Raw genomic sequence first — 19518 nt, 5'->3', positions numbered from 1 at the left:
TCCGTCGCCGGAGAGTTGGCCAGACAATCGCTGCCTGTTTACAGGGGGAGGAAAGTCCGGGCTCCATAGGGCAGGGTGCCAGATAACGTCTGGGCGGCGTAAGCCGACGACTAGTGCAACAGAGAGCAAACCGCCGATGGCTGCTTGCAGCACAGGTAAGGGTGAAAGGGTGCGGTAAGAGCGCACCGCACGGCTGGTAACAGTCCGCGGCACGGTAAACTCCACCCGGAGCAAGGTCAAATAGGGGTTCATTGACGCGGCCCGCGTTGAACCCGGGTAGACTGCTTGAGGATCAGGGCAACCTGATCACTAGATGAATGATTGTCCACGACAGAACCCGGCTTATCGGCCGGCTCTCCCCTTATTTCAAAATTGCCACTGTTTTAAGAAACGTGTGAGCTCTTCAATACCCAGGCCGGGACTAATGTAGTAGCCCTGTGCAAAGTCGCATTTCTGGTGTTGGAGAAATTCCCATTGTTCTTTGTTTTCAACGCCTTCGGCAATCACATCAATATCTAATGCGCGGGCCACTCGCAGCAATGCCTCAGTCAAGGCAACTTGTATTCTATCGCCAGGTGCGTGGTTCAGAAAGCTCCGATCAATTTTCAGGTAATCAACCGGATAGCGCTGAAGGTAATTAATACTGGAGTAGCCAGTCCCAAAGTCATCAATCGCAATTTTAACGCCGTTTGAACGCAAGTAATGCAGAATGTGAATCTGTCGCTGTTTATTGCTCATTAGCAGTGATTCAGTAATTTCAAAGGTCACTTTGTCCGCCGGTAACTGGTGCTGACTAATACATTCAAGCCATTGTTTGGCGGCATTTAAATCATTCAGCTCCCGTTCGGAGCGGTTAATGGACAAGCCTATATGAATGTCGTTTCTCTGCAGTAAATTCCAATCAGCGCAGGCTTGCTCTAAAACAAACTGACCAAGTTCGTGTATTAAACCGGTACTTTCGGCAACCGGGATAAATTCTGCAGGGGATATGACATTACCGTTGTCGTCTGTCCATCGCAGCAGAGCCTCACACTTTTCAACTTTGCCGTTACTAAAATTAACGATAGGCTGATACACCAAACGAAACTCACGGTTTTTCAGCCCTGCTCGCATACGGCTATGTATCGAGTTCTGGTGCTCCGAACGCCTGCGAAGCTCTTCGTTGAAGAAGTAGTGCGTGCGTCGCCCAGCTTCTTTCGCGGCATACATCGCTAAGTCGGCATTTTTAAGTAACTGTTCGGTAGTCAGGCCATCGTCTGGATAAAGTGCAACGCCGATACTGCATGAGGTTTGCACTTGGCTATGACTTAACGCAAAGGGTTTATTCAACGCGTTATTTAGTTTCAGGGCTAATTGGTCAATAACGTCTTTTGATTTCAGCCGGTTAATAACAACAACAAACTCGTCGCCGCCCAAACGAGCGATAAAATCCTCCGTTCTAAGCTCTTTTCTTAAACGTGAGCCCGCCACCTTTAATAACTCATCACCAGAGTCATGCCCAAGACTGTCATTCACCTCTTTGAAGTGATCTAAGTCGATAAACAGAATTGCGAAGTGGTTGTATTTAGCCGCTTTGCCCGTTAAACGGTTGAGGTGTCTAATAAAGGAGCGCCGATTGTGCAACTGTGTGAGCGAGTCAAAGCTGGCTTGTTCATCAATAATGGTAAGGGCTTTGCGCAGTCGCATTTGCGTATAAAAAAGGTAATACATAAAGGCATTCATTAAGGCTGCCAATATGAGACCAAAAACGACAATGCTCCAGTAGACGAAGCCTCGGGAGACCCAGTTCCCATCAACCGGCGCTGTTGCTAGTAGCCATTGCCCAGCGGAAAGTGAGACGTCGCTAGTGACATGATCTTTCTCCCACACAGATAAATCTCCGAACTGAAACTCTCTGGCGCCCGCCGCATTAACTTTCGCTAATGATGTCGAATAGATGCTTTGCTCAGAAGTTAAGCCACTATTGGCCATAAGCTCATCAATTTGAATAACAACTGCAATGACACCCCATAAGTCGTTTTCTAAAACAACGGGGGCTCGCGCAATTAAGGCTAAACCGCCTTGTACTAACTCGACGGGGCCATCTATAACAACGTCGCCGTTTGTAATGGCTTTTTGTACGCCCTCAAGTTGGGCTTGTGACTCTCGGTAATTAAAACCAAGAGCTTGCTCGTTGCCCTTTAATGGGTGCACAAATTGAATAACCAGGTCAGGTGCTAAGGCAACATGGCGGATGGGGACATCTTGGGTGATTAACTCGGTCATCAATGCGTTAAACCGAGCATTAGAAATATTGGGAGAAAGTTTAATTTCAGCTCGCAAAGCGCGCACAGTGACTAACGAGGAATTCAGTTGCCCCTCTAACGAAGCACGCAACTTGCCAAGGCGTTCGGTTGCTGTGCGCTTTCGGGCTTCTACGGTTTGAGCGTGTTGGTTTTCGGCAAACCAAATAACACCGGTGCTGGCAACAGCAAAGCTAAAAATAATGAAAAGCCAAAAACGCTTCATGCACGAATTTACCTCAAATGTGACTCTCCTGAGTATTACACAAATTAATCCCAGGCTCTAACACTGCTATTTCACACGTTTCTTCAAGAGTTTAGTTGTTATCGGCCAGAAACCCTGACAAATAGAGCGGTTTTTTTCTTGACAGTGGGAAACAGTGGCACCTAGACTGTAACATTGTGGGGATTTGTGGATAATAGTGGATCTTAATGATCAGGTGGGATCATGTTCCGAGGAGCAACAACACTCAGTCTTGACAGCAAAGGGCGCTTAGCAATCCCAGCTAAGTATCGCCAAGCCTTGTCTTTAGACTGTGAAGGGAAAATGGTATGCACGATTGATATTAAACAACCGTGCCTGTTGTTGTACCCGCTTCCCGAGTGGCAAATCATTGAGCAGAAACTCACCCGTTTATCGAGTATGAACCCCGCAGAACGCCGCTTGCAGCGGTTGTTACTCGGTCATGCAGACGACTGCGAAATGGATAAAAACGGTCGTTTACTGATATCAGCACCTTTAAGACAACACGCAGGGCTCGAGAAGAAGCTTATGTTGGTTGGTCAGCTGAACAAATTTGAACTGTGGGATGAAGACGCTTGGCATGACCAAGTGGCTCAGGATATGGACGTTGAGCGCGAGGGCGACTTCACCCTAAACGAAAGACTGGAAGACTTCTCTTTATAATGATAACAACGTCACCACAACACGTTTCGGTGCTACTGGAAGAGTCCATCAACGCTTTAGTGACTGATACAGCAGGCACCTATATTGACGCCACATTTGGACGTGGCGGTCACACGCGTGCGTTGTTAGAAAAGCTAGGCAATGACGCTCAGGTTATTGCGTTAGACCAAGACCCACAAGCTATTGAAGCCGCTAAAACACTGCAAGACGACCCACGTTTTGACATTATCCACACCCCTTTCTCAAACCTGCAACAGGTACTTGAACAGCGGCAATTAACCGGAAAAGTCACCGGTATTTTATTCGACCTTGGCGTGTCGTCCCCACAACTCGATGATGCCGAGAGAGGTTTTAGCTTCATGCGCGACGGACCACTCGATATGAGAATGGATACCACGCGCGGTGAAACAGCCGCCGAATGGCTGAACCGAGCTGAAAAAGATGAGATAAGCTGGGTACTTAAAGAATACGGCGAAGAGCGTTTTGCGCGAAAAATTGCCAGCGCCATTGTTATGGATCGCGAGAAAGAGCCTTTTGTGCGCACGAAACAACTGGCGGACATGATTGCCCGTGTCAGCCCGGTAAAAGAAAAGCATAAGCACCCAGCAACGCGGACATTCCAGGCTATTCGAATTCATGTCAACAAAGAACTGGAACAAATAGAGCAGGCGCTTGAAGCCTCTCTGTCGGCACTGAAGCAAGACGGACGTCTAGTCGTTATTAGTTTCCATAGCCTGGAAGACCGATTGGTTAAACGTTTTATTCGCAAACACAGCGAAGGCAAGCAGGTACCAGCCGGATTACCTGTTACTGATGCCGAGATAAATAAAGACAAGTCATTAGAGAAAGTGGGTAAAGCCATAAAACCAGGCAAACACGAAGTCTCACTAAACCCTCGGGCACGCAGTTCGGTGCTGCGTATAGCAAGGAGGGTCTACCATGACTAAACAACGCTATCCCAGCTTAACCAAAATGGTGCTGCAAGATTTAGTGCAGCACAAGTGGATTGTGCTACTGGGCGTGGTGGTCGTTTTTAACGCACTAAGCATTGTTTATGTGGCTCACTTGAACCGTCAGCTGACAGCTGAACGTGATGACCTGTTGTCTTACCGCGACACGCTTGACCGCGAGTGGCGACATTTAGTGATTGAACAGAATGCACTGACAGAGCACAGTCGGGTTGAACGTATTGCTCAACAGCAGCTCGGAATGCGTGACGTAACATCCGAAACGGAGGTTATGGTCTCATGGTAATGGCGAAGCGTAAAAAACGGACTGAACCGGCTGGTACTCGCTGGCGTTTTTATATCGCAGTGACCGTGCTGTTCGGTGTTTTCTCCGTTCTGGTTGCGCGTGCGGCTTATATACAAGTTGTTAGCCCTGAACGTTTTTCTTTGCAGGGCGATATGCGTAGTTTGCGCTCTGATAGCTTGCCAGTGCAGCGTGGCAGTATTGTCGACCGTCATGGCCGCGAGCTTGCAGTTAGTGTCCCGGTAGAAACTGTCTGGGCTGACCCCAAACGTATTGATGAACATAATGCGTTGGCGGATAAGCGGCGCTGGCAGGCATTGGCAGAGACCTTTCGAATGAATCGCGAAGCCTTGGTTGATAAGGTCGATGATCCAAGCAAACGCTTTGTTTATTTGCAACGAAAAGTCACACCTTCGGAAGCGGATTACGTCAAGCAACTAAAAATTCCGGGCGTTTATTTAAAAACAGAGTCTCGCCGTTATTACCCAACCGGTGAAATTGCTGCCCATTTAGTGGGTCTGACAAACATTGATGGTGAGGGTCAGGAAGGACTCGAGTTACTGTATGACGAACACTTGACCGGACAACCGGGCAAGCGAGTTTATCGCAAGGATGCGCAAGGGCGGGTTGTTGAGGAAATTAGCCAGACAGAGGCGCAACAACCAAAACAATTAACCTTGAGTATTGATCAGCGGATTCAGGCGACTGCCTATACAGAGCTTAAAAAAGCCGTGCGCTACAACCAGGCAACGTCTGGCTCCGCTATTGTACTCGATGTTGATACTGGTGAAATCCTGGCAATGGTCAACAGCCCGTCCTTTAACCCTAACAATCGTGCCGATTTGCAGTCATTCAGAATGCGAAATCGGGCGATTACCGACAGCTACGAGCCAGGCTCGACGGTCAAGCCCTTGGTGGTGCTGAGTGCGCTGGAAAACGGCCGTCATAAAGCCGGCGACGTTATTGACACTAGCCCTGGTTGGCTGCGCCTGGGTGGACGCCGTGTGAGCGACCCGCGTAACCGCGGAGAACTTACCCTGACGGAAGTTCTTAAACACTCGTCAAATGTGGGGGTGACGAAAATGGCACTGGACTTAGGTGTCGACCCATTACTGCAAACCTACGCGGATGCTGGCTTTGGTAGTGATACAGGAGTTGCCTTACTGGGTGAGGGGATGGGGCTGTTGAGCGATCGTCGCCGTTGGTCTGAGTTTGAAATAGCCACGTTGTCTTATGGTTATGGTTTGTCTGTTACGACCCTACAGCTAGCTAAAGCTTACAGTATTATTGCATCGGGTGGTGTAAAACGACCGCTGACTATATTCCGCCAAGAGTCACCGCTACCAGGCGAGCAAGTCTTCAATCCTGACAATACACGTGCGGTCATGCACATGATGGAAGAAGTCGTGCGTGACGGTACCGCGAAACAAGCTCAGGTACCGGGATATCGAATTGCCGGAAAAACTGGAACCACGCGGAAAACGAAAGCAACGGGGGGTTATGGTGATGAGTATGTCGCTTTGTTTGCCGGCATTGCGCCGGTGAGTAATCCTGAAGTGGTAGTTGTTGTGACGATAAACGAGCCGGGAACTGATGACTATTACGGGGGTACCGCAGCCGCCCCTGTATTCTCGAATATCGTCGCGCAAACTATGCGCTTGTTGAACGTGCCGCCGGACAACCCGGATGACACAGAAATTCGCGCAGCGGGCTTTGGAGGTCAGCAATGAAAATGCTTTCTGAACTTCTAAATATGTTGCCTGCATCATTAAATATTCCAGATGTGACCGTCTCGGGCGTAAAACTGGATAGCCGTCAGGTCGCTAACGGTGATTTATTCATTGCAATACCCGGGTACGAAACCGATGGTCGTGCTTATATCGACGCGGCTATCGACCAGGGCGCTGTTGCGGTGATTGCTGAGTCTCCGGGCCCAGCGGTAGAGCAGCGGCGAGGCGCCGTTGTTATCGGCTTTAGTGGGGTTCGTGAGCATCTGTCTGAAATTGCCGGAAACTTCTTCGAGCACCCGTCAAAAGGTATGACTGTTATCGGCGTTACCGGTACTAACGGCAAAACATCAGTCACTCATATTATTGCGCAACTTACTCAGCGCTTGGGTAAGGAGTCTGCCGTTATTGGCACAACAGGAAGCGGCTTAATTGGACGGCTGTTACCAGAGCGTCATACCACACCAGATGCGGTTACTATTCAACAACGGCTAGCTACGTTGAAAGCGGAAGGTGCTGAGTTGGTGGCTATGGAAGTGTCATCGCATGCGTTAGTGCAGCGCCGGGTAGACGCCATTCAATTTGCGGCTGCCGCTATTACCAATATTAGTCGTGACCACCTGGATTACCACGGTACGATGGACAATTACGTTGCTGCAAAACAGCGCCTATTTACGGACTTTGGTGTTCAACACCGAATTGTGAATGCCGATGATGCGGTATTGGCGAACTGGTACAAAGAGCATGGTGCCGAGCTTTGGGTGACATTAAACGACGCATCGTTAGAGCCAAGTTTAAAAGCGTCAGGGCTGCAATTCCATGAAGAGGGTTCGGCATTCGAGTTGAACTGGCAAGGTCAGTCTTATGCAATAGAAACGCCGCTATTAGGGCGTTTCAATATCTACAACGTGTTAACTGCGATAGCGACATTGCTTTCTCTTGGGTACAAGCTAAGTGACTTAGCCAATGCCTGCAAGCAGTTAATGCCTGTGCCGGGTCGTATGGAGGCCTTCCACAATCAGCATTCGCCATTGGTCGTCGTTGATTACGCTCACACGCCGGACGCTTTGGACCAAGTGCTAAGAGCGCTACGACTGCATTGCAAAGGTAAACTATGGTGTGTGTTTGGGTGTGGTGGTGACAGAGACCGGGGTAAACGCCCGCAAATGGGGAAAGTCGCGGCAGACTCAGCCGATGTTGTCGTTGTTACCGACGACAACCCGCGTACTGAACCCAGTGAACAGATTATTGATGACATTCTTGCCGGCATTGCTGAAAAGGACAAAGTAAAAGTATGGCCGGGTCGCCGGGAAGCGGTGATTCGGGCTATGCAAGAAGCCCAGCAGGATGATGTCGTACTTTTGGCTGGCAAGGGGCATGAAGATTATCAAGTAATAGGCACACAACGTGTTGATTACAACGAACGAGCGGTTGTCAGCGACTGGCTGCAAGGAGACTGCGCATGATTTCTGTAACCTTAGCCTGGATAGCAGAGAAAGTCGGTGGACGTCTTGTCGGTGAAGACAAAACCATCAGTAAGGTATCAACGGATACGCGTGACGACTTAACCGGAGCGCTATTTATTGCGTTAAAAGGACCTAATTTCGATGCGCATCGATTTACCGAACAAGCTCGACAAGGCGGTGCTGAAGCCTTGCTTGTCGAAAAGCCACAGCAAACCGAATTAAGTCAAATTATCGTTGAAGATACGCGCTATGCACTGGGGCTGCTTGGTGCGGCAGTGAAAGCAGAAGTGGCCCCAAAAACCGTTGCTATTACCGGTAGTAACGGAAAAACCACCGTTAAAGAAATGCTGTCTTCCATTCTGTCGCTTAAGGACAGTACTCTGGCAACAGCCGGTAACTTCAATAATGACATTGGTGTACCGCTGACATTGTTACGCCTTGAAAAGCAACATAAATACGCGGTTATTGAGTTAGGCGCGAATCACCCCGGGGAGATTGGCTACACCACTCAATTAACTAAGCCTGATGTAGCAATACTGAATAATGTCAGCGCTGCCCATGTTGAAGGGTTTGGCAGTGTACACGGTGTTGCGCGCGCTAAAACTGAGATTTTCCGTGGTCTGGGGAGCCAGGGAGTGGCGATTACCCCACTGGAGTCTGAGTATAGCCAAAGCTGGGAGTCAGTTTGCGCTAATTACCACTGGCAGACGTTCGGTTTATCTGATCAAGCCGATGTATATGCAACAGACATTCAACTCAACGATGAAGGCCACCCAACCTTTACCTTACATATTGACGGCCAAGCCGAGGCAGTGACTTTACAGTTAAGTGGCCGCCACAATGTGCTTAATGCGCTGTCAGCCTCAGCAGCAGCTTATCAGCTAGGCGCCTCTCTGACTGACATTATTCGCGGCTTAGAGCTGGTAACTCCCGCTAAAGGTCGTCTAACCACCATCAAAGTTAGTGAGCACTTACGTATTATTGACGACACCTATAATGCGAGTGTTGCCTCAACAAAAGCTGCGCTAGATTTACTGGGTAGCTACAGTGGTTATCGAATTTTTGTCCTGGGTGACATGGGAGAACTTGGGGCTGATGCCCGCGCCTATCATGAAGAAATAGGCGAGCATGCAATAGATACAGGTATTGATAACTTATACAGTCTGGGCGTACTCAGTCAAAGCGCCAGTGAAGTGTTTAACGGCCACGGAGGCAAGCATTTCAGTCAACTAGATGCCCTAGTGCAGGCGATTTTACAAAGACTTACAGAACAACAGGGTAAGCAGCCGGTCACAGTGCTGGTTAAAGGCTCACGGTCTGCGCACATGGAGCGCGTCGTAGCGGCGTTGCAAAGCGCTGTAGAGAGCCACAGCAGTATAGGGGATAAACACGCATGTTAGTTTGGTTGGCTGAGTACCTAATGCAATTTGAAAGCGCGTTTAACGTGTTTTCTTACCTAACGTTGAGAGCAATATTAAGCATCTTAACGGCATTGGTACTATCGCTCTGGTTAGGTCCAACATTAATTCGTCGTCTGCAGCTTCTGCAAATTGGGCAGACCGTAAGAGATGACGGCCCGCAAAGTCATTTAAGTAAGAGCGGAACCCCAACCATGGGGGGCGTTTTAATTTTGGCGGCAGTGCTTGGCTCTTCATTACTCTGGGCTGACTTAGAAAACCGTTATGTCTGGGTTGTGCTACTGGTCATAACAGGTTTTGGCATTATTGGCTTCATCGACGACTACCGTAAAGTTGTGCGTAAAGATCCAAAAGGCCTCATTGCCAAGTGGAAGTACTTCTGGCAATCCGTTATTGCCAGTGCAGCGGCGGTATACCTGTATTGGAGCAGCACCATGGGGGCTGAAACTGCGCTACTGGTGCCGTTCTTTAAAGATGTCATGCCGCAGTTGGGCATGCTTTACATTCTTATGGCCTACTTTGTAATGGTGGGTACCAGTAATGCGGTGAACTTAACCGATGGCCTGGACGGTTTAGCCATCATGCCAACCGTTATGGTGGCAGCGGCGCTGGGTATTTTTGCTTACGCCTCCGGTAACGTGAACTTCGCTGAATACTTACAAATTCCTTATTTACCTCTAACCGCAGAGTTACTGGTTGTTTGTGCCGCTATTGTGGGAGCCGGTCTTGGCTTCCTTTGGTTTAACACCTATCCGGCACTGGTATTTATGGGCGATGTTGGTTCGCTGGCGCTAGGGGCTGCGCTTGGCATCATTGCGATTTTGGTTCGTCAGGAGCTGGTGCTGTTTATTATGGGCGGTGTGTTCGTCATGGAAACCGTGTCGGTCATGCTTCAGGTTGGCTCATACAAGCTTAGAGGTAAACGAGTCTTCCGTATGGCACCTATTCATCATCATTACGAGCTAAAAGGGTGGCCAGAGCCACGCGTTATTGTGCGCTTTTGGATATTGTCTTTAATTTTCGTGCTAATTGGTTTAGCAACACTGAAACTTCGGTAATAACAATGACAACGATAAACTGGCAGAAAATAAAACACATCATGGTGCTTGGTCTGGGTAAGACCGGGGTATCGGTTGTGCGTTTTCTGGCCAACAAGCCGTCGTTAATTGCTGATGTGCGAGTGTTTGATTCGCGTGAAAACCCGCCAGGTCTCGAAGACGCGAAAGCGATAATGCCACGAGCTGAGTTCAACACTCGCCGTTGGGAAATAGAGGACACGTTAGCCGCCGACTTGATTATCACAAGTCCTGGTATTGATTTACGTGAAGAGCCGCTGACGCTAGCTCGCGATGCGGGTATTCCAGTCGTTGGAGATATTGAGGTTTTTGCTCAAAACATCGATTTTCCGCTGGTGGCTGTGACCGGTTCAAACGGTAAGTCGACAGTAACCCGACTGGTCGAGTTTATTGGTCAGCAGGTCGGAAAGAATGTGGTTGCTGCGGGAAATATTGGTTTACCTGTATTAGACCTGCTGCAGCTGGATAACAAGCCAGACGCTGTCGTGCTTGAGTTATCGAGTTTTCAGCTGGAGCTGACAGAAAAGTTAAAATTAAAAGCCGCAGCATTGCTGAATATTAGCGTTGATCACCTCGACCGTTATAATGCGCTTGAGGATTATATTGCTGCTAAGCAGCGTATATTTAATAACGCAGATACCTGGGTGTTGAACCGTCAGCAACAGGATACCTGGCCTCACCCTATCACCGGTAAAGTACTGAGCGTTGGCAAAGACGCTCATCCCAATGATTTCGGCTTGCTAGGTGGCAATGTTGATAAATCAACCGGCCCTGTTGCCATTACCTATGCCGGGGAAGTGGTTCTGCGGGCAGATCAGCTTCAGCTGCAGGGTGTTCATAACTTATTGAACGCCCAAGCTGCACTGGGACTGGCATTGTCGCTAGGTATTTCAATAGAAGATGCAGTAGAAGCAGCTAAAAACTTTACAGGGTTAGCACATCGTTGCCAGTTAGTGAGTCAGGAATCGGGCGTGTTGTGGGTTAATGACTCAAAAGCCACCAATATTGGTGCAACCGCTGCGGCGGTAGAGGGGCTGCGACCGGCAATTACCGGTAGACTGCTCCTAATAGCCGGTGGCGACGGCAAAGGGGCGGATTTTAAGGAATTAACCGAGACCTTAGACAAAGTTGACATACTGCTGACAATAGGCAAAGACGGTCCGAAAATTGGCAAGCTGTTTAATGGCTCAAGGCAGGTTAAGAGCCTGGAGCAGGCTGTAGAGCTTGCTAAGTCACTGGTGCAGCCCGGCGACATGGTGTTGTTATCGCCAGCATGTGCAAGCTTTGATCAGTTTAATAACTTTGAGCATCGCGGTGACGTATTCTGTCAAGCGGTGGAGGCAGCCAATGGCAACAGTGCGTGAAGAACAATTAGCGCTTGAAATGCCAGCCGCCAAAGCGCCGCGCTGGCAGCAACTGGTTGAGTGGTTTAAACCGTCAACCAGTCAGGCTCTTTACGACCGCGTGCTGCTGACGGTGTCACTCGCATTGTTAGCCTTTGGGTTTATTATGGTGTCTTCAGCGTCATTACCAACGGCTGACCGGTTGACAGGAAATCCATTTCACTTTGCAATTCGGCATGGCATTTATATTGTTATCAGCTTATTGGTAATGCTGGCGTCCTTGCGGATTCCTACCACGTTATGGAATGAACATAGCGGCAAACTATTGTTGGTTGGACTGGCCATGTTGTTGGTCGTTCTGGTTATTGGGCATGAAGTGAACGGTTCGCAGCGCTGGATAAAAGTGGGACCCGTCACTGTGCAAGTGGCCGAAATGGCTAAGTTGTTTTTCTACGTGTACATGGCCAGTTACCTGGCGCGTCGTGAAGATGAAGTCCGGGAAGCTATTAAAGGCTTTATCAAGCCCTTGGTCTTGTTGTTTATCGCGGCGGTATTGCTGCTGATGCAACCTGACTTTGGAACCGTCGTTGTTTTGTCAGCGACGACTGTCGCCATGCTTTTTCTGGCGGGGGCTAAACTCTGGCAGTTTTTCGCGGTATTCATTACTTGTGTGCTGGCAATGATACTGCTGATTATTGTTGAGCCTTATCGAATGCAGCGCTTTTTGACCTTCCTTGAGCCCGAGAAAGATCCATTTGGCGCAGGGTACCAGCTAATGCAGTCGCTTATTGCCTTTGGACAGGGGCAATTTAGCGGTGCGGGTTTAGGGAATAGCATCCAAAAATTGCAGTACCTGCCAGAGGCTCATACCGACTTTATCATGGCCGTTGTTGCCGAAGAGCTTGGCTTTGTAGGCGTCATGGGCGTGATAGCGGTCGTATTAATGTTGGTTTGGCGCGCTTTAATTATCGGGCGCCGCTGCCTAATGGTCGACCAACGCTATGGCGGGTATTTGGCCTATGGCATTGGCGTTTGGTTTAGTATCCAGGCCTTTGTGAATATCGGTGTGGCATCCGGTGCGTTGCCGACAAAAGGCTTAACGCTGCCATTAGTAAGTTACGGTGGCACCAGCTTGGTTGTGTCAGCACTGGCTATCGGATTATTGCTGCGCATTGATCATGAGCGCCGAATGAGTGGTCGCAAGGTTGCGCCGCGCGGAGGTGCTGAATGAACCGTGCACTGATTGCGGCTGCCGGTACTGGCGGCCATATTTTCCCAGCACTGGCTGTTGCTGAAAATTTACGAGATGACGGCTGGCAGGTTGACTGGCTGGGAACCCGGGAAGGGCGTCTTGAATCCAGAGTTATTCCGGCCGCAGGCTTTAGCTTGCATAGTATTAGCATGACCGGAGTTCGCGGTCACGGGCTATTGCGCAAGTTGAAGATGCCGTTGGTGCTAGCGAGAGCTGTCCTGCAATGTCGTCGGCTGTTAAAGCAGTTACAGCCGAACGTTGTTGTGACTTTTGGTGGCTATGTTTGTGCGCCGATGGGCATTGCAGCAAAAATGATGGGCATTCCACTGTTAGTGCATGAACAGAACGCAGTACCGGGTATGACAACCCGCTTACTGGCGCCTCGGGCAACCAATGTATTTTTAGGTTTGCCGGTGGCGACACCTCAATGGCGCCAATACTCGGTAGTAGGAAACCCGCTGCGCCAGGCTTTTACCGAGGTTGTAAAAACGCATCAGGAAGACAAGAGCATTGCAGGGCCTATAACGATATTAGTTGTCGGCGGAAGCCTGGGCGCAAAAGTATTGAATGAGCAAGTGCCACAAGCGGTTCAGCAGTTAGCGGATGTAGAGCTCAATGTGGTTCACCAATGTGGTCAGGGTAACGAAGCCAGCACTAAAGCAGCGTATGCCGGGGCTGAAGCCATAAGTTCGTTGGCCGTACATGAGTTTATTGACGATATGGCATCGGAATTTGCCAAGGCAAACCTGGTGATTTGCCGCGCTGGAGCGTTAACTGTGTCGGAGTTAGCTGCCGTTGGTGTCGCTTCTATTTTGGTGCCACTGCCGCATGCAGTGGATGATCATCAAACAGCGAATGCAAAGGTTTTGGAAAGTTGTGGTGCGGCACTATTAATGCCGCAAAAAGAGTTAGAAAATGGGGCTTTAGCCATCCACTTAAAACGTTTATTGCATGACAGGCAACAACTGTGGACAATGGCGCGTTTCGCCCGCGAGCGTGGGATGCCAGAGGCGACCCAACGCTTAGCGAATGAATGTAAAAGATTTGAGAAGAGCGATGACTAGCATGACCGCAACAAAAGCACAGCCCTTTACCATAGTGAATGTACCTGAGATGCGTCGGGTGCAGCGCATTCACTTTGTCGGTATTGGGGGCGCCGGCATGGCCGGAATAGCAGAAGTGTTGCTGAATCAAGGCTATCAAATATCGGGCTCTGATATTGCTGAAAATGCCAATACGGAACGCCTAAGAGAGCTAGGCGCGACTATTGTGTTAGGTCACATGGCGAACAATATCGAAGGTGCCAGCGTGGTTGTGGTTTCAAGCGCTATAAAGCAGGACAATGCTGAATTATTAGCGGCACATGAGTTGCGGGTTCCGGTTGTGCGTCGAGCGGAAATGCTGGCTGAATTAATGCGCTTTCGACATGGAATTGCGGTGGCAGGAACCCATGGTAAAACCACCACTACCTCATTGGTAGCGAGTATTTTTGCCGAAGCCGAGAGAGATCCAACTTTCGTTATTGGTGGCTTGCTGAATAGTGCAGGCTCCAATGCTCGTCTGGGCAGCAGCAAGTATTTAATTGCAGAAGCGGATGAGAGCGATGCCTCCTTCCTTCATTTGCAGCCTATGGTCGCAATAGTGACAAATATTGAAGCGGATCACATGGATACCTATGAAGGTGACTTTAATAAGTTGCTGGATACTTATGTGGAGTTTCTGCACAACCTACCGTTTTACGGATTAGCAGTTATGTGTGCTGATGATGACGTTGTGTCAGAGCTTATTCCAAGGGTTGGGCGTCAGGCAATAACCTACGGTTTTAGTGAATCGGCTGATGTGCGTGCCGTTGACTATGAACAAACTGCAAGCCAAAGCTGCTTTACCATCTTACGCAAAGACCGGGAGCCGTTCCGTGTCTGCCTGAATATGCCAGGGAAACATAACGCACTGAATGCACTGGCGGCTGTAGCCGTTGCAACGGATGAAGGTATAGACGACGACTCTATTAAACGAGCCCTGACAAAATTTGAAGGTATTGGCCGTCGCTTCCAGCACTATGGAAACTTTTCCGTACCTTCTGACTCGGCGCAAGAGGGTGAAGTCATGTTGGTGGACGACTATGGACACCACCCGTCGGAGGTCGCCGCGACGATAAGAGCTGCACGCGAAGGCTGGCCTGAAAAGCGTTTAGTCATGGTGTTTCAGCCTCACCGTTATTCGCGCACCCGGGACTTGTATGAAGACTTCGTCAATGTGCTGTCGCAGGTCGATGTATTGATAATGCTGGAAGTATATAGCGCAGGTGAGGCAATCGTGCCTGGTGCAGACGGTCGTTCATTGTGCCGATCAATCCGTCAGCGCGGGCAAATTGATCCGGTTTTTGTGGGTTCGCCGGAAGAAGTACCACAAGTGTTGAAATCGGTACTGGCGGGGAACGACTTATTACTGACCCAGGGAGCCGGTAATGTCGGCGCTCTGGCGAAACAAATAGCTTCAGAGGTATTGAATAATGACGCCTGAGGCCTTCGGAAAAGTCGCGGTTATGCTTGGCGGTTATTCCGCCGAGCGGGAAGTGTCGCTTAAGTCCGGAATGGCGGTGTTAAAGGCGTTAGTGGCTAAAGGTATTGATGCGCATGCATTTGATCCGGCAGCCCATGACTTACATGAGTTAATTGAAGAGCGTTACGAGCGAGTGTTTATTGCTTTGCATGGTCGCGGAGGTGAAGACGGCAGTATGCAGGGCGCACTGGAAGTGCTGGAAATGCCCTACACCGGCAGTGGTGTTTTAGGCTGTGCCTTAGCAATGGATAAAGTGCGTTGCAAACAGATTTGGCACGCACTACAGCTCCCAACAGCGCCATGGCGGGTGGTTCGGGCGTCGGAACTCGACAAAGTAGACAGCGAAACCTTATTAGAAGAACTCGGTGGACGCGTTATTGTTAAACCAGCAAGGGAAGGCTCATCAATAGGTATGAGTATTGCTGATACTGCTGAGCGTTTAACCTCGGCGTTAAAACATGCAGTTCAATTTGATGAACAAGTTTTAGTCGAAAAGTGGATAGAAGGTAAAGAATACACCATTGCTTTGTTGGATAATAAAGCGTTGCCTGTTATTCGTCTGGAAACACCGCATGAGTTTTATGATTTTGAAGCAAAGTACCAGGCAAACGACACTTTGTATCACTGTCCGTCCGGTTTAGACAATGACGATGAAGTCTACCTAAAAAACTTGGCTGAAGACGCTTTTAAAGCGGTTGATGGTAAAGGGTGGGGGCGCATTGATGTCATGCGATCGAACGATGGGCATTGGTATTTGTTAGAAGCGAATACAGTACCGGGCATGACAGAAAAAAGCCTGGTGCCAATGGCAGCGAAAGCATCAGGTATTGATTTTGGTGAGCTGGTGCAGCGCATATTGGCGCAGACGCTGGAGCAGTAGATATGGCCGCTGAGCAGCGCCTTAAGTTGGTTAACTTTTGGTCTGGCGTCATCGTGTTTTGCCTGACTTTGATAGGTTTAGGCGTCGGTATTTATCAGTTAAATGAAGTACTGACAGATGAACAGCAAGTGCCTATAGCCAGCTTGAGTGTGCAGGGCGAGCTTATTTATACCGACAAAAGTGAGATAAGACAGGCACTTTTGTCAAAGCCGTTAGGCAGTTTTTTTACGGCTGACGTTGACAGTTTAAGGCAGCGAGTGGAAGCGCTGCCGTGGGTACAAAAAGTATCCATACGGAAAGTATGGCCCGACCGTTTATCGGTATTTGTTTCGGAGCATCAGCCGCAAGCGCTTTGGAATGCGGACCGGCTGATCAACGAACAGGATGAAGTGTTTCGGGCTGACGTGACAAAAGTGAGTGCGCAGCTACCCCAACTTTTTGGGCCTGAGCACGCGGTCGAGGACACGCTAAGCGAGTTCTATCGATTACAAAAGATGTTGTCGGTGAATGGTTTTTCGATAAGAGCCTTACGTTTAACCGACCGCTTTGCTGTCAGTTTGGTGCTGGAACAAGGTATAGAAATCAAGTTAGGGCGGGAAGCCACCCTGGAACGCATTAAACGGTTTATCGACTTGTTTCCAAGCATGATGAACCACGAAAACAGTAAAGAGAACAAAGTCGACACAGTGGATTTACGATACGATACCGGGGCTGCAGTAGCCTGGCGTGAAGCAAAAAGTGAGAGTTAGACAGATATGTCGAAAACATCGGAACGCAATATGGTAGTAGGTCTGGACATAGGTACGAGCAAAGTAACCGCTCTTATCGGTGAGTTGTTGCCGGACAATGAAATCAGCGTTGTAGGCGTTGGTACTGCGGTTGCTCGTGGTATGGACAAAGGCGGCGTTAATGACCTGAATTTGGTCGTTCAGTCGGTTCAACGAGCTGTCGACGAGGCCGAATTGATGGCTGACTGCCGAGTTGCATCTGTTTACTTAAATATCTCCGGTCGCCACATCTCGTGCCAGAACGAAAGCGGCATGGTGCCGATTAATGAAGCGGAAGTGACACAGGACGATGTCGACAGTGTGATTCATGCAGCGCAGTCGGTGCCTATTGCGAAAGAGCGCCGCATTTTGCATGTGCTACCGCAAGAGTATGTGATTGACTCTCAGGAAAGCATTCGCAGTCCTATTGGTATGTCGGGCGTGCGTATGGAGTCAAAAGTCCACATTATTACTTGCGCTAATGACATGGCCAAGAACATAACCAAAGCCGTGGAACGCTGTGGTTTGTCTGTCGACAAACTGATTTTTTCAGCGCTGGCATCCAGCATCTCGGTATTAACCGATGACGAAAAGGACCTAGGCGTGGCGTTGGTCGACTTAGGCGGCGGTACGATTGATATCTGCATCTATGCAGGCGGGGTGTTGCGTCACACCGCTGTGATCCCGGCGGCGGGTAATCAGGTGACCAGTGATATTGCAAAAATATTCCGCACACCAACGAATCACGCGGAAGAAATTAAGACCAAGCACGCTTGTGCGTTGCGTCAAATGGTTAGTATGGAAGACACCATTGAGGTGCCGTCGGTGGGTGGTCGTCCTTCGCGTGTTATGTCGCGGCATACGCTCGCAGAAGTGGTGGAACCACGTTACCAGGAATTGTTTGAGTTAGTCAGAGATGAAATTCAGCAAAGCGGCCTGGACGAACAAATAGCTGCTGGTGTGGTTATCACAGGTGGTAGCGCGAAAATGGAAGGCTGCGTTGATTTTGCAGAAGAGATATTCCAAATGCCGGTGCGCGTAGGCGTACCGCTTGGTATGAAAGGTTTACGGGACTACGTAGAAGACCCGGTTTATGCGACAGCGGTCGGACTGTTACGGTATGGACAGGAAGACGCCGCTGTATCACAAAAAGAAAGTTCTAAAACTGACGTTATCGGGCTCTGGCAAAAAGTGCAGAGCTGGTTTAAAGGTGAGTTTTAACTTGGGGTAGCAAAAAAAAGCAGGTAGGGAGAATTATTATGTTCGAACTGATGGATAATTACGAAAGCGAAGCCGTCATTAAGGTGATAGGCGTCGGTGGTGGCGGCGGTAACGCTGTTCAGCACATGGTAAAAGAGTCAATTGAAGGCGTGCAGTTTATTGCGGCGAACACCGATGCGCAGGCATTGCGTAATCACACTGCAGACGTGACCATTCAATTAGGTCAGGACATCACTAAGGGGCTTGGCGCTGGTGCTAACCCGGAAGTGGGTCGCCAATCAGCGGAAGAAGACCGCGAAAATATCCGTATTCAATTAGAAGGTGCGGATATGGTCTTTATTGCAGCCGGCATGGGTGGCGGCACTGGTACCGGTGCCGCACCTGTGGTTGCTGAAGTCGCCAAAGAGCTGGGTATTCTGACAGTTGCGGTTGTTACTAAACCCTTCCCGTTTGAAGGTAAGAAGCGCATGGCCGTTGCCGATGAAGGTATTCACGCGCTAGAGCAAAGTGTGGACTCGCTTATTACTATTCCTAACGAAAAACTGTTGAAGGTTATGGGCAAAGGCACTTCGTTGTTAGATGCCTTCAGCGCAGCCAACAACGTGCTACTGGGCGCGGTACAGGGAATTGCCGAGCTTATTACTCGTCCAGGCCTTATCAACGTTGACTTTGCCGACGTTCGTGCAGTGATGAAAGAAATGGGTACTGCGATGATGGGTACCGGCGCCGCAAGCGGTGAAGATCGTGCGCAGGAAGCGGCGGAAATGGCTATTAACAGCCCGCTTCTTGAAGACATCGATCTGTCTGGCGCGCGCGGTGTGTTGGTTAATGTAACCGCAGGCATGGACATGAGCATTGACGAGTTCGAAACGGTAGGTAACACCGTGAAGGCGTTTGCGTCAGATAATGCGACCGTAATTGTGGGAACCGTTATCGATACTGAAATGTCTGATGAATTAAGAGTAACCGTTGTTGCGACAGGTATCGGCGCAGAGCGTAAACCAGATATTTCTCTGGTCAACAATGCGCAAAATGCACCTAAGCGTGAACCGCAACCTACGTATCGTGCGGACATTGACCGCGGCGCTACAGCTCCTCGTTACGAAGAGCAGGAAGAGGCTCAGGCAGAGCCTAAACCAGAAGCGAAGCGTCAGGCGGCGGCGAAGCCAAAGCAGGACAAAGAACTGGATTATTTGGATATTCCGGCATTTTTGCGCAAACAAGCGGACTAAATTACCGCTAAGCCAGTGTAATTATGCGTAAAATTTGATCGGACCATGACAAATGTCGTATAATATGCGGCCGCTTCGGTTTGAATGGTCGTTTTTTGACCAGAAGCCGTATAAAGCGAACCGATTTTATAAGG

At 49.4% G+C, this 19518-nt stretch carries 16 protein-coding genes and 1 other RNA gene; 16 read left to right on the top strand and 1 reads right to left on the bottom strand.

All coding sequences use genetic code 11. The features are described 5' to 3' along the window. The first annotated feature begins 11 nt into the window (after window positions 1–11). An RNA gene (gene rnpB / locus CWI73_RS06260) (RNase P RNA component class A) lies at window positions 12–361 on the top strand. A gap of 5 nt (window positions 362–366) precedes the next feature. On the opposite strand, the gene CWI73_RS06255 is transcribed toward rnpB, so the two are convergent. Next, window positions 367–2508 carry a putative bifunctional diguanylate cyclase/phosphodiesterase gene (locus CWI73_RS06255; RefSeq protein WP_126751999.1) on the bottom strand — a complete coding sequence of 714 codons (2142 nt, stop codon included), beginning with the start codon at window positions 2506–2508 and terminating at the stop codon, window positions 367–369. Between the two features lie 222 nt (window positions 2509–2730). Between CWI73_RS06255 and mraZ the strand changes: the two genes are divergently transcribed. From mraZ to ftsZ, 15 genes are read left to right on the top strand one after another with little or no spacing between them, the layout of a single operon-like run. Further along, window positions 2731–3189 (top strand): division/cell wall cluster transcriptional repressor MraZ, encoded by a 459-nt coding sequence (gene mraZ, locus CWI73_RS06250; protein ID WP_053953047.1) that lies wholly within the window; start codon window positions 2731–2733, stop codon window positions 3187–3189. Beyond that, window positions 3189–4136: a 16S rRNA (cytosine(1402)-N(4))-methyltransferase RsmH gene (gene rsmH, locus CWI73_RS06245; protein WP_058576795.1), complete on the top strand. Its 948-nt coding sequence runs from the start codon at window positions 3189–3191 to the stop codon at window positions 4134–4136. Before mraZ ends, rsmH begins: the two co-directional genes overlap by 1 nt. After that, entirely contained in the window at window positions 4129–4443 is a 315-nt protein-coding gene (ftsL, locus tag CWI73_RS06240; protein ID WP_058576796.1) for a cell division protein FtsL, read from the top strand. The genes rsmH and ftsL overlap by 8 nt, the downstream gene beginning before the upstream one ends. Continuing rightward, on the top strand, window positions 4437–6170 hold the full coding sequence (locus CWI73_RS06235) for a peptidoglycan D,D-transpeptidase FtsI family protein (protein WP_126751998.1): 1734 nt from the start codon (window positions 4437–4439) through the stop codon (window positions 6168–6170). Before ftsL ends, CWI73_RS06235 begins: the two co-directional genes overlap by 7 nt. Further along, entirely contained in the window at window positions 6167–7633 is a 1467-nt protein-coding gene (gene murE / locus CWI73_RS06230) for a UDP-N-acetylmuramoyl-L-alanyl-D-glutamate--2,6-diaminopimelate ligase (protein WP_126751997.1), read from the top strand. Before CWI73_RS06235 ends, murE begins: the two co-directional genes overlap by 4 nt. Beyond that, complete coding sequence (locus CWI73_RS06225; protein WP_126751996.1) at window positions 7630–9033, top strand: UDP-N-acetylmuramoyl-tripeptide--D-alanyl-D-alanine ligase; 1404 nt, start codon at window positions 7630–7632, stop codon at window positions 9031–9033. The genes murE and CWI73_RS06225 overlap by 4 nt, the downstream gene beginning before the upstream one ends. Then, on the top strand, window positions 9027–10109 hold the full coding sequence (mraY, locus tag CWI73_RS06220) for a phospho-N-acetylmuramoyl-pentapeptide-transferase (RefSeq protein WP_126751995.1): 1083 nt from the start codon (window positions 9027–9029) through the stop codon (window positions 10107–10109). The genes CWI73_RS06225 and mraY overlap by 7 nt, the downstream gene beginning before the upstream one ends. Window positions 10110–10114: 5 nt before the next feature. Beyond that, window positions 10115–11491 (top strand): UDP-N-acetylmuramoyl-L-alanine--D-glutamate ligase, encoded by a 1377-nt coding sequence (gene murD, locus CWI73_RS06215; protein WP_126751994.1) that lies wholly within the window; start codon window positions 10115–10117, stop codon window positions 11489–11491. Beyond that, window positions 11475–12701, top strand: a complete 1227-nt coding sequence (gene ftsW, locus CWI73_RS06210) for a cell division protein FtsW (protein ID WP_126751993.1) — start codon at window positions 11475–11477, stop codon at window positions 12699–12701. The genes murD and ftsW overlap by 17 nt, the downstream gene beginning before the upstream one ends. Next, window positions 12698–13786 carry an undecaprenyldiphospho-muramoylpentapeptide beta-N-acetylglucosaminyltransferase gene (gene murG, locus CWI73_RS06205; protein WP_126751992.1) on the top strand — a complete coding sequence of 363 codons (1089 nt, stop codon included), beginning with the start codon at window positions 12698–12700 and terminating at the stop codon, window positions 13784–13786. The genes ftsW and murG overlap by 4 nt, the downstream gene beginning before the upstream one ends. Further along, the gene (murC, locus tag CWI73_RS06200; RefSeq protein ID WP_126751991.1) at window positions 13779–15245 is read left to right on the top strand and encodes a UDP-N-acetylmuramate--L-alanine ligase; all 1467 of its coding nucleotides are present in this window, start codon (window positions 13779–13781) and stop codon (window positions 15243–15245) included. The genes murG and murC overlap by 8 nt, the downstream gene beginning before the upstream one ends. Beyond that, complete coding sequence (locus CWI73_RS06195; RefSeq protein ID WP_126751990.1) at window positions 15235–16164, top strand: D-alanine--D-alanine ligase; 930 nt, start codon at window positions 15235–15237, stop codon at window positions 16162–16164. The genes murC and CWI73_RS06195 overlap by 11 nt, the downstream gene beginning before the upstream one ends. Window positions 16165–16166: 2 nt before the next feature. After that, window positions 16167–16913 carry a cell division protein FtsQ/DivIB gene (locus CWI73_RS06190; protein ID WP_053953035.1) on the top strand — a complete coding sequence of 249 codons (747 nt, stop codon included), beginning with the start codon at window positions 16167–16169 and terminating at the stop codon, window positions 16911–16913. 6 nt (window positions 16914–16919) lie between these two features. Beyond that, window positions 16920–18152: a cell division protein FtsA gene (gene ftsA / locus CWI73_RS06185; protein ID WP_088768889.1), complete on the top strand. Its 1233-nt coding sequence runs from the start codon at window positions 16920–16922 to the stop codon at window positions 18150–18152. A 38-nt stretch (window positions 18153–18190) separates the two neighbouring features. Next, window positions 18191–19384, top strand: coding sequence for a cell division protein FtsZ (gene ftsZ / locus CWI73_RS06180; protein ID WP_126751989.1), 1194 nt, complete (start codon window positions 18191–18193; stop codon window positions 19382–19384). The last annotated feature ends 134 nt before the right edge of the window (window positions 19385–19518 follow it).

This window comes from Idiomarina piscisalsi, from assembly GCF_003987095.1.
Taxonomy (GTDB): Bacteria; Pseudomonadota; Gammaproteobacteria; order Enterobacterales; family Alteromonadaceae; genus Idiomarina; species Idiomarina piscisalsi.
Note: the sequence above shows the minus strand (reverse complement) of the source record. Positions and strands in the feature narration are given on the sequence as shown.